The 10329-nt window shown below is 71.7% G+C and carries 10 protein-coding genes; 3 read left to right on the top strand and 7 right to left on the bottom strand.

What is annotated here, in order from left to right:
- Positions 1 to 38: 38 nt before the first annotated feature.
- Both ACIRNI_RS30190 and ACIRNI_RS30185 read left to right on the top strand, forming a co-directional pair.
- Positions 39 to 542, top strand: coding sequence for a MarR family winged helix-turn-helix transcriptional regulator (locus tag ACIRNI_RS30190; RefSeq protein ID WP_403556303.1), 504 nt, complete (start codon positions 39 to 41; stop codon positions 540 to 542).
- A 267-nt stretch (positions 543 to 809) separates the two neighbouring features.
- Positions 810 to 2030 (top strand): lipase family protein, encoded by a 1221-nt coding sequence (locus ACIRNI_RS30185; RefSeq protein WP_403556301.1) that lies wholly within the window; start codon positions 810 to 812, stop codon positions 2028 to 2030.
- Positions 2031 to 2276: 246 nt separating this feature from the next.
- Here the strand turns inward: ACIRNI_RS30185 and ACIRNI_RS30180 are convergent, their stop codons facing one another.
- From ACIRNI_RS30180 to ACIRNI_RS30170, 3 genes are read right to left on the bottom strand one after another with little or no spacing between them, the layout of a single operon-like run.
- Positions 2277 to 3254, bottom strand: coding sequence for a Gfo/Idh/MocA family protein (locus ACIRNI_RS30180; protein WP_403556299.1), 978 nt, complete (start codon positions 3252 to 3254; stop codon positions 2277 to 2279).
- Between the two features lie 13 nt (positions 3255 to 3267).
- Positions 3268 to 3831 carry a zinc-binding dehydrogenase gene (locus ACIRNI_RS30175; protein WP_403556297.1) on the bottom strand — a complete coding sequence of 188 codons (564 nt, stop codon included), beginning with the start codon at positions 3829 to 3831 and terminating at the stop codon, positions 3268 to 3270.
- 6 nt (positions 3832 to 3837) lie between these two features.
- On the bottom strand, positions 3838 to 4269 hold the full coding sequence (locus tag ACIRNI_RS30170) for an alcohol dehydrogenase catalytic domain-containing protein (protein ID WP_403556295.1): 432 nt from the start codon (positions 4267 to 4269) through the stop codon (positions 3838 to 3840).
- 152 nt (positions 4270 to 4421) lie between these two features.
- On the opposite strand from ACIRNI_RS30170, the gene ACIRNI_RS30165 reads away from it, so the two are divergent.
- Complete coding sequence (locus ACIRNI_RS30165; RefSeq protein ID WP_403556293.1) at positions 4422 to 5963, top strand: glycoside hydrolase family 3 protein; 1542 nt, start codon at positions 4422 to 4424, stop codon at positions 5961 to 5963.
- Here ACIRNI_RS30165 and ACIRNI_RS30160 read toward each other — a convergent pair.
- The 4 genes from ACIRNI_RS30160 to ACIRNI_RS30145 all read right to left on the bottom strand — a co-directional run bounded on the left by ACIRNI_RS30160 (position 5931) and on the right by ACIRNI_RS30145 (position 10318).
- Complete coding sequence (locus ACIRNI_RS30160) at positions 5931 to 6491, bottom strand: GNAT family N-acetyltransferase (RefSeq protein ID WP_403556291.1); 561 nt, start codon at positions 6489 to 6491, stop codon at positions 5931 to 5933. The two genes, ACIRNI_RS30165 and ACIRNI_RS30160, sit on opposite strands and share 33 nt — an antisense overlap.
- Entirely contained in the window at positions 6485 to 7795 is a 1311-nt protein-coding gene (locus ACIRNI_RS30155) for a DUF6271 family protein (protein ID WP_403556289.1), read from the bottom strand. The genes ACIRNI_RS30160 and ACIRNI_RS30155 overlap by 7 nt, the downstream gene beginning before the upstream one ends.
- Positions 7792 to 8898 (bottom strand): phytanoyl-CoA dioxygenase family protein, encoded by a 1107-nt coding sequence (locus ACIRNI_RS30150; RefSeq protein ID WP_403556287.1) that lies wholly within the window; start codon positions 8896 to 8898, stop codon positions 7792 to 7794. Before ACIRNI_RS30150 ends, ACIRNI_RS30155 begins: the two co-directional genes overlap by 4 nt.
- A 103-nt stretch (positions 8899 to 9001) precedes the next feature.
- A complete protein-coding gene (locus tag ACIRNI_RS30145) occupies positions 9002 to 10318 on the bottom strand; it encodes an extracellular solute-binding protein (protein WP_403556285.1) in 1317 nt (438 codons plus the stop codon).
- Positions 10319 to 10329 lie beyond the last annotated feature (11 nt).

The raw sequence follows: 10329 nt of genomic DNA, 5'->3' as shown, positions 1-10329 counted from the left end.
GGGGGCGCGTGGTCCCCACCACGGGGAGGAACCGGGAAGTGACGGACGTGGACGTGAGGGCGAGGCGGGACGGTGGACGCGCGGCCGTGGCGGCGCGCAGCGCGCCGGCGGAACTGGCCGATCAGGCCGCGCGGCTGACCGCCGCCATGGACGCCACCGTCAACGGCGAGGCCGCCCGCCACGGCCTGACCCGCGCCGACTTCGACGTCCTGGCCGCCCTGCGCGGCGCGGCCCCGGAGCACCGGCTGAAGCCGACGGAGCTGTCCGTCGTCTGCCGCCTGTCGTCCGGCGGGACCAGCAACGTGATCCGGCGGATGACCGAGTCCGGCTATGTCGTACGGGAAGCCGACCTGCGTGACGGACGCAGCTCGTGGGCGCAGCTCACCGAGGAGGGCCTGCGCGTCTGCGAGCGTATCCAGGACACCGTGGACACCGTCCACGCACGCCGCCTCGCCGGGCTCCCCCCCGGCGTGGTCGACGCCCTGACGGCGCTGCTGGCACAGGCGGTCGGCGCCCTGGAGGCGGCGCCCGAGGGTTCTTAGGGCCGGGGCTCTCAGGGCGTGTCCGACGGGTCGCGTGACACAGCACCGACCGTCGACGTCCCGGACGAGGCCCTGGTGGCCCTCGCCCTCGGCCCGACCCACCCGCTGCCGAGGGGAGTGGTGCACTCCCACACCGTTCGACACCCGACCTGTTCGGTAGGGGTTGGGGCATCCGCATTCCCTACGGACTCCGTGGGGTTTTCCCCCTGTGCGGCCCGGGGGGTCGCTCCATGTCCCAGCCGAGCGGCCGACGGGCATGATCCATCCATGACTTCACGGCGAACAAGAATCCGGATTCTGGCTGGTGCGGCGGTCCTCGGCAGTGTGTCCGCCCTGGTGGCTCCGGTCTCGGCGGCGGCCGGCTCCCCCAGCGAGCGGGCACAAGGCGGGGCCATCGTCTCCGTCGAGCAAGCGGCCGACCTCACAGCGGAGGAAGTGGCCGGGGAACTCCAGGGAAAGATCGACTCGTCCCAGGTCCGCTACGGCGTGACCGCCTATCGGGTCACCTACCGCACCACTGACAGCGCGGGCACCCCCACGACCGCGAGCCAGCTCGTCGTCCTGCCCAAGAACAGGACGCGCCACCTGTCCACCGTCTCCTGGCTGCACGGCACCACCGTCTACCGCAAGGACGTCGCCTCGGAGAATCCGAAGTCGAACGACCGGCTTGTCGCCCTGCTATTCGCCTCGACCGGGCGGGCCGTTTCGGCGCCCGACTACGTGGGCCTCGGCTCGGGCGAAGGCTTCCACCCCTACGGTGACCCTCGGGCCACCGTCGCGGCTTCGGTGGACGGCCTGCGCGCGGCCCGGACATTCGCCCACCGGAACGGCCGGGAGCTGAAGCGGAAGGTTCAGGTCAGCGGGTTCTCGCAGGGCGGCCCCGCGACCATGCTGGTAGGCCGGGCGCTTCAGCAGAAGGGCGCCGACCGCTACTTCAGGCTGGGGGCACTCGCCCCGGTCAGCGGCCCCTACAACCTCTCGGCCTTCGAGGCCGCCGCGGCCGACGACAAGATCGCCAAATCCGGCATCTACCTCGCCTACTTCGTCACCGCCTGGAACAAGATGTACGGCCTTTACACGTCACCCGGCGACGTCTTCCGCTCCCCCTACGACAGCAAGGTGGAGGGTCTCTTCGACGGCCATCACACCGCCGGGCAGATTGTCAGCGAACTCCCGGCGGCCTCCAAGGACCTGTTCACCGAGGACTTCCTGAACAAGATCCGCAAGCCTGACGGTGTCCTGAAGGACAAACTGCGTCCGATGGACAACACCTGCGACTGGCGGCCGAACGTACCGGTGGAGATCTTCCACGGCCGGGGCGACAAGGACGTCGACTCCAGTCACGCGACGTACTGCGCGGACCAGTTGACGAGGAACGGCGTTGCTCCCCGGCTGACCGACGTCGGCAACTACGACCACAACGGCTCGGTGCGGCAAGCCCTGCCCCGGATCGTCAGGTTCTTCGACGAGTCGGAGAAGACCGACTGAAGCGCGCCACAATGGCTGGTCGAGCGGAGGGTGGACCCGACGGTGCCGCTCGTCGCCTGTCGGACAACACACCTAGGGAGTGTCGTCAAAGTAGCGTCGTCCGCCCGAAGGGCGGGCCCGGCGGCGTCTGGTGCGTGCAGATGCAAGGCGGAGGAGGGAGCCACTGCGGAGCATTGGCGACCGACGACAACGCGGCAGATGCGCGTGCCGGGCGTCGCCGGGCAGACGGGACTTTGACGACACGACCTAGGGCCGCACCGGTACGGGCCGACCTCCCCGGGCGTCCGAGCGTTCCGCCGCCACCAGGACCGCGTCGACCAGAACGGCCTCGGGCAGGGGGCAGACCGGGGGGCGGCCCGTCGTCGCCGCGGTGCGGAAGTCGGCGATCAAGGGCTGGTGCGGGTTGGCGGCGGGGGGCAGGACCTGGCGGCGGGTGCCGTGGGCGGTGGTGACGCACAGTCGGCCGGAGTCCAGGGGGTCGAGGGTCAGGGTGCGGCCGCCGCCCGTCATGGTGAGCAGGTCCATGGGCGGGGCCTGGTGGTCCCACTCCGTCAGGCAGTGGGCGCGGAGCCCGCGGGGCCATTCCAGGACGACCTCGGCGCGGCGCTCCGCTCCGGAGGGGAAGCGCCGGGTGAGCCGGGCCCGTACCGTCGTGGGCGTGCCGAAGAGCGTCAGGAGCAGGTCGAGGCGGTGGCTGCCCGCGTCGGCGAGTACTCCCCCGCCCGAGACGGCGGGGTCCGTGCGCCATGCCATCGGGTGGGCGGGGCCGGGGGCGAAGGCGGACCGGAAGCGGACCTCCACCCGGTCCGGGCGCCAGTCGCGGAGCTGCCGGCGTACGGCGGCCACCGCCGGGGCGAGCCGGCGGTAGTACGCGGCTCCTGCGCATCCCGGGCCGGTGCCGTCCAGCCCTGCCCCGCCACGGCGGAGGGTGCCGGCGAGGGGCTTTTCCACCAGGACGTGCAGGCCCGCCCGCAGCCCGGCGGCGGTCAGCGGTACGTGGTGGACGACGGGTGTGGCGACGTACAAGGCGTCGACTCCGTCGGCTCCCCCGAGCAGTTCCCCGGGCGCGGCGGCGACGGAAGGGATGCCGAACAATTCGGCGGTCCGTGCCGCGCGGAGCGGGTCCCGCCCCCACAGGCGGACCGGTTCCTCGCCCAGGGCGCGCAGGGCGGGCAGGACGCGGCGGACCACGACGTCGCCGTAGCCGGCGATGGCCCATTTCACCGCAGCGGCCCGATCACGGCAGGACCGCCACCTTCAGGGTGCGCGGCGGCGGGCCGTCGTACGGAGCGTCCGTGCCGTCCGGGTACAGGGCGCGGCTCGCCGACAAGTGGTCCATCGCCTTGGGGAGTTCGGCGAGCGGGTAGGTGTGGGTGAGCAGTGCGGACAGGGGCAGCTCGGCGGGGCGGGAGTGGATGAGGCGCTCGGCGACCCGGAGCGCCTCGGCGCGTGCGCCGTCCAGGGGCTCCGCCGAGCTGTGCACGCGCAGTCCCTTGCGCTCCCACGTCACCAGGTCGACGGTGACGTGGGTGTCCACGTGGTGGGTGCCGAGCATGACGACGAGTCCGTTCTGCCGGACGAGGCGGACCGCGGAGTTGAGGGTGGTGGGGGTGCCCACCGCGTCGATGGCCACGTCGAAGCCGTCCCCGAGGGCGGCCAGTGCGTCCGCCGAGCCGTCGACCTGGTGGACGGCGTCGGCGCCGAACCGGGTGGAGTGCCCGAGGCGCCAGTCGTCGAGGTCGGCGGCGGTGAGGTGCGAGGCGCCGCGCAGGGCCGCCATGCGCAGGGCGAGCAGTCCCACCGGTCCCTAGCCGAGGACCGCCACCCGGTCGCCGAGCCGGATGCCGCGGGTGGCGTGCACCACGAGCGGCAGCAGTTGCAGGATGGCGCCCTGCGCGAAGGGCACGTTGTCGGGCAGGGCGCCGACGGATATCTCGCGCGCCAGGGCGTATTCGGCGTAGCCGGTGGTCAACGGCGTACGCACGAAGACGCGTTGACCTTCGCTCACGCGCGTGACGCCGGGTCCGGTCGCCGCCACCACACCGGCGATCTCGTGGCCGAAGCAGCCCTGGGAGCAGTGCTCGCGCAGTCCGTAGTAGTGGTAGTAGGCGAGGTCGCTGCGGTTGCAGACGGTGCAGGCGTGGACGCGTACCAGCACTTCGAGAGGGCCCGGGACGGGTACGGGGGCATCGGTGGCGAGCCGTATATCCCGGCGGCCGACGAGTGCGTATCTCTGCATGGCGGGGTCTCCTGTGTGCGCGTTCTCGTACGTCGATCGACGTGAATTCGGTGGCCGGTCACGGCCTTGACACTCCGTCGGGCGCTGCGCGACCCTTTCGTTGGTCTGTACCAATCATTCTGTTGTATCTTCGCGCCTTCGGAGGCCCCGCGATGGAATCGAGCAGCCACCAGGAACTTTTTCGCCTGGCCCATGCCGTGCTGCAGCCGGGATTCGTGGGGACGACCGCTCCGGACTGGGTACGCCGGCGGATTTCCGAAGGTCTTCGGTCCGTGGTGCTTTTCGGGCGGAACATCGTGGACGGCGAGCAGGTCGCGGCCCTCACCGCGGCGCTGCGTGCGGAGAATCCGGAGCTCGTCATCGCCATCGACGAGGAGGCGGGTGACGTCACCCGGCTGGAGGCGTGGTCCGGTGCCACCCGCCCGGGCAATCTGGCTCTCGGCGCGGTCGACGACACCGATCTCACCGAGCGGGTCGCCCGGGATATCGGACGTGAACTGCACGCGGCCGGAATTTCGCTGAACTACGCGCCGAGCGCCGACGTCAATTCCAATCCGCTCAATCCCGTGATCGGCGTGCGCTCTTTCGGTGCGCGTACCGATGTGGTCGCGCGGCACACGGCCGCCTGGATCCGCGGGCTGCAGTCGGCGGGTGTCGCCGCCTGTGTGAAGCACTTCCCGGGTCATGGGGACACGGCCGTCGACTCGCACCACGGGCTGCCCGAGATCTCCGCGAGCGCGGAGGAGATCGCCCGCACCGCGCTGCCGCCGTTCGTCGCCGCGATGGAGGCGGGCGTGCGCGCGGTGATGTCCGCGCATCTGCTGGCCCCCGCGTACGACGGTGAGCTGCCCGCGACGCTCAGCCGCCGCGTCCTGACGGACCTGCTGCGCGGCGAGCTCGGGTTCACCGGGCTGGTGGTCACGGACGGCATCGAGATGGGCGCCGTCTCCGGCCGGTACGGCATCGACGGGGCGACGGTGAAAGCGCTGGCCGCCGGTGCGGACGCGGTGTGCGTGGGCGGCGAGAGTGCCGAGGAGGCCACCACCGACCAGCTCGCCGGCGCCCTCGTACGCGCCGTGCGCGAAGGGACGCTCGCCGAGGAGCGGCTCGCCGAAGCGGCGGGGCGGGTCGCGGAGTTCGCGTCCTGGTCCGCCCGGCGGTTCCTGTCGGTGGCGCCCGACGGCACCCGCTCCGACATCGGTCTGGTCGCCGCCCGCCAGGCCATCAGGATCCACCGCCGCCCCGGTGCGCCGGAGGTGGTTCTCCCGGTCGTGGGTGACGCTCATGTCGTGGAGTTCTCCCCGGTGATGAGCCTGGCCGTCGACGGGCGGACCCCCTGGGGCCTGGCCGAGCCGCTGTGCCGGCTGCGCCCGGCCACCACGTCGGTCCGGCTGACCGAGGCGGAGGCCGGCCCCGCGGGCGAGGTGCTCGACCGGGAGGTGCTCCGCCCGGCGCAGGGGCGGACGCTGATCATCGTGGTGCGGGACGCGGCCCGCCACCGCTGGATGTCCGACGCCGTGGCCCGGCTGCTGAGCGCCCGCCCGGACGCCGTGGTGGTGGAGATGGGCGTGCCCGTCGGCGGCGCGGGGGGCGCCGCCGACCTGGTCACCCACGGCGCCACCAAGGTCGCCGGGATCGCCGCGGCCGAGGCGGTCACCGGCTCACTCACCGCCGCCGAACCCTTGAGCCGCTGAGGTCTCGAGGCGGCCGGTCGCCACGGGTTCGAGCACCCTCTTGGACATGTACACCGCTTGCGGGCCGTAACTCCGGGGGAGCTCGACCTCGCGCCGGGCGCGGAAGCCGTTCCTCGACCAGAAGGCGTCGCTGCCGCCGACGGCGATCAGGGAGATCTGCTCGTACGCCTCCGAGCGTGCCCTCGCCGTGAGGGCGTGCAGCAGGCGCCTGCCCAGCCCCCTGCGGCGGTAGGGCCCGGCGATGACGAGGTCGTGCAGGTGCAGATTGCGCGAGTGGTGCACGACCTCCTCGCTCCTGGTCAGATCCGGATAGGAGAAGAGGGGATAGGGCAGGGCGAGCACATAACCCACGGTCCGCCACTCCCATTCCAGTACGAAACAGGTGGCCGGTGACGCCTGGGCCCTGGATTTCAGGGCGTCCGCATCCTCCGACAGCGTGATGTCGGCGTAGGCGTCGGCCTCCAGCGCCATGATGTCGGCCCAGTCGCCTTCGGAGACCGGGCGTATGTGGACGTCGGCGGTCACCATGTCGGGCCCACCCCGTCGCTCGCGCGCATCAGCGCGTCCCACGCTTCGACCAGGAGCGCGAAGTGCAGGATGTCCTGGCGGGCTTCATCGAGCAGCTGTGGCGCGCGTTCCGCCAGGACCCCGGCGAACTCGGCGTATTTCCCGCCGAGTTTTCGGTAGGAACGCTCGATGGTGAGCAGTCGCCGCACGTTCTCCGTCTGGTCCAGCAGGGCGCTCTGCCGTGCCAGTCCGGCGATCCTGTCCGCGCGCGGGCGATGGTGGTCGTCGAGGAGGTCCGGGCCGGCCGCCGCCATTTCGCGGTAGAGGAAGGTGAAGTAGAGCATCGAGAGGAAGAACTTCGTGAACCGCGTCTGGTACGCCATGAACCCGGGCGTGGTGCGCCGCTCGGCGGTGTAGAAGTTCACGATGTGCCGGTTGTGCAGGACGCCCGGCAGCTGTGCGTCGTGGACCAGGTGCAGGAGGAAGTAGTCGCTGCCGATGGTGTCGGTGGCCGGGGGCAGCGGCACCCGTCCGTAGACCTCCTCGTGGAAGCTGACGTTGCACATGTCCACGCGCATGGGGTCGACCGCGGCCAGCGTGGAGTGGTCCCGGACGAACGGGTCGGTGCCCGCGCCCCTGAACGACTCGTCGACGAGCGCGCGCTTCTGCTCGTACGACCACTCGGGCGGGGCCCACAGGCTGACGACGTCGTAGTAGACGGCGGGGTCGAGTGCGAGGATCTCGGAGATGTCCACGGACAGCTCGCCGATGAACGAGGCACCCACCAGCACGACCGGCAGGTCGGCGCGTTCGGGCGGCAGGGCGTCGGCACCGACGCCGGCCGCGGCGTCGGCGGCGCGCTTGCCCAGCGAGCGGAGCTCCTGGTGGACGGGGTAGACCGGCTCGCCGTTCAGGACCTGGTAGGCGCTGTCGGAGTCCCTGCGGTGCACCGACCGGCAGCCCAGCGCGGCGGCCAGCAGAAAGGCGCGGTTGGTGCAGGCGCCGTAGGAGAGACCGGTGGGGAGCATGAGGTCGAGCAGCAGCTCCGGCTTCTCCGCGCCGGAACGGAGCACCACCTCGTGGAGGAAGGCCCGCTGATCCGCTTCGTTCAGATGGTGCACGACCACATGGGGTGCCCTCCGTGCGCGCTCGCGCTCGATGACCCGGGCGTGCTCGGCGTACGACGCCGCGTCGGACGAGTCCAGGACGAGCAGGTGCACCTCGACGCCGAAGTGGGTGGCGGCGTAGTCGGCCTCCCCTCCGATGGCCGAGATCATCGGGGCGCAGGCCCTGTTGGTGGGCAGGACCAGGCATATGCGGTTCACGCCGGGTCTCCGGTCACCTGTGCGGCCGCTTTCCCGGCCGTGTCGTCGGCCGTCCCGTCTGCCGTCTCGTCGAACGTCCCGTCGGACGTCCCGTGCCAGGACGCGAGCCCGAGGAGCCGGGCGCCGAGGTCGTTGAGCGTCGCCCTGCCGTACCGGAGGGACTCGTGCCGGACGCAGTCGCCGACCAGCGTCTTGTTCCACTCGGGGGTGGAGAGGTGGCGCCAGGAGTCGATCCGGGACCGCCGCAGGGTCTCGTGCGATTCCAGGGCGGGCATCATGGACAGGTACTGCACCGCCCGCACGCCGTCCCGCGAGGTGTTGCGGGCCACGCCGTGCGCCAGCAGGCCGTTCCAGATCAGCAGGTCGCCCGCCTCGAGCTCGGGGCGGATCACGGGGAATTCGGCCTTGTCCGTACGGGGCCTGATGGGGTCCCGGTCGGCGGGCTGGTCGAGCTTCCACCGGTCGAAGCGCCGGAAGAGCTCCGGCGAGCACTGGAAACCGCCGTGCTCCGGCCGGGTGTCGTTGAGGGCGATGATGCCCTGGACCCGCTGGGGCGGCACGCTGAGCGTGGTGTCGACGTCCCAGTGGAGCTCGATGTCGAACCCCTTGTCCGTCGGCGCGATGAGCGCGCGGTCCCGGTTCTTCACGTTGGGCGGATTCAGGTTGAGCCGGTCCAGGGTGACCCACAGCTCCTCGCAGTCCCAGACGTCGACGAACGCGTCGTAGACCCGCTGCCGCTGGCGGCTGTCCCAGATGAGCTGGTGCTGGTAGGCCTCCACGAAGCCGTAGACGTGGAGTTCCCGGTCCAGGTCGTCGCGGAACGGCCGGTCCTCGTACCAGGTGTCGGGCCGGTCGGGGTCCAGGCCCTGGAACTCCCAGGCGAAGTCGAGCAGCCGCGCCGCGTGGGCGGCGGGGATCGCCTCCTTGACGACGACGTAGCCGTACGTCTGCCAGAAGGCGAAGTCCTCTTCGGACAGAACCCGCAGCGGCAGGCTCTTGTCGAGGTCCCGCAGGGGCGTCGGCGCCAGGTAGGTCTCCCCGTCGGCGCTGAAGTAGGGGCGGTCCGAGGCCGCCCGGTGCAGATACGGATGGGTTGCCGGCATGTCGTCACTCCCGGGACGGATGGTGGTGGGGTAACCGGGTGGCGGTCCGGTGGTCGCTCGTGACGAGGCACCGGACCGCCACCCGGAAGCTGTCCGTGCTCGCTCAGTGGAGCCGGCCGCGGCCGTCCGCCGGTGGTGTCCCGTTCAACCGCTCCTCGACGATCCGGTCGGCCTGCCGCCCCGCCGCGCGGATCGGCTGCCGGCCGGTGAGTACGTCGGTGAGGAGCGTCTTGACCGGGTTGGGTTCGGCTTCCACCAGCGGCCAGCGCGGGTCGACCGGGGCGGTGTGCCCGTTGGCGGCGGCCGCGGCCTGCACCTTGACCACCGGGCTGTCGACGTCCTGCGCCAGCGCGAGCCGGTTGGGCAGCGTGCCGTTCGCCGCCGCGATGCGCTTCTGGGCCTCGGGGCCGGTGATCCCGGCGACCCATTCCAGCGCCGCCTCCGGCTGCGCGCTGCGGGCCGACACCGCGACGTTCGAACCGCCGAGGAAGACGCTGCCCGGCCGGTCCGCCGAGAGTCCCGGCACGGGGAACATGCCGAGCTTGCCCCGGAGGGCGGGGTTGATGCGCTCGGCGTCCGCCAGCTCCCAGGGCAGCCCGACCATCTGGCCGACCTTGCCCTTCGCGAGTTCCTCGTACTGGAACGGGTGGGCCTCGTCCTGGTCCTTCGGCGCCTGCGACAGCGACTGGAGCGTGCGGTAGTACTTCAGCGCCGAGGCGGCCTCGGTGGTGGCGAGCCCGCCGTGCCAGCGGGTGCCGTCATGGGTGGCGAGCCTGCCGCCCCGGTCGTGGAGCAGGCCGGACAGCACATACCAGTTCTGGCCCGGCAGATAGAGCGGCTGGAAACCGGGGTCCGCCTGGTGGGCCCTGCCCAGCGCCCGTGTGGTGCGCACCCATTCCTTCTGGTCCCGGGGTGTGTCGAGACCGGCCTGGGCGAAGAGGTCCGTGCGGTAGATCACCACGCGGGACGCGGCGTACAGCGGCACGCCGTACTGCTTGCCCCGCCAGTTCCCGGACTCGCGCAGCGACGGTATCCACTCCTTCGAGCCGAGCGCGTCGGCCTCGGAGCTGAGGTCCTTGAGCAGGCCGGCGGAGGCGAACGAGGGGGTCGTGGTGGTGCCGAGCTCCACGACGTCGGGCGCGTCGTCGGAGGCGAGCGCGGTTTCCAGGCGCTCCTGGATGCCGACCCAGCTCTGCAGCTCGACGTCCACCTCGACGCCGGGGTGCTCGGCCTCGAACTCGTCGACGAGCTGGTCCACCACGGGCGTGGGGACGGAGCCCCACATGAGCCACACCTTGAGGTGCCGCGGGGCGGTCTCCGGCGACGCGGTGCCCACCGGTGCGGCCGAGGCGGCCGTGGTGACGCACGCCAGCAGCAGGGAGGCGACCAGCGTCCCGAGGTTTCTGAGGTTTCTGGGCATGCTGTTCTTTC

This window comes from Streptomyces sp. NPDC093546 (genome assembly GCF_044765045.1).
Lineage (GTDB): Bacteria > Actinomycetota > Actinomycetes > Streptomycetales > Streptomycetaceae > Streptomyces.
Note: the sequence above shows the minus strand (reverse complement) of the source record. Positions and strands in the feature narration are given on the sequence as shown.

Excerpts from the sequence above, each read along its gene's own strand:
- ACIRNI_RS30165 (WP_403556293.1), top strand. The coding sequence starts at position 4,422 with ATGGAATCGAGCAGCCACCAGGAACTTTTTCGCCTGGCCCATGCCGTG.
- ACIRNI_RS30160 (WP_403556291.1), bottom strand. The coding sequence starts at position 6,491 with ATGGTGACCGCCGACGTCCACATACGCCCGGTCTCCGAAGGCGACTGG.
- ACIRNI_RS30170 (WP_403556295.1), bottom strand. The coding sequence starts at position 4,269 with ATGCAGAGATACGCACTCGTCGGCCGCCGGGATATACGGCTCGCCACC.
- ACIRNI_RS30185 (WP_403556301.1), top strand. The coding sequence starts at position 810 with ATGACTTCACGGCGAACAAGAATCCGGATTCTGGCTGGTGCGGCGGTC.
- ACIRNI_RS30150 (WP_403556287.1), bottom strand. The coding sequence starts at position 8,898 with ATGCCGGCAACCCATCCGTATCTGCACCGGGCGGCCTCGGACCGCCCC.
- ACIRNI_RS30145 (WP_403556285.1), bottom strand. The coding sequence starts at position 10,318 with ATGCCCAGAAACCTCAGAAACCTCGGGACGCTGGTCGCCTCCCTGCTG.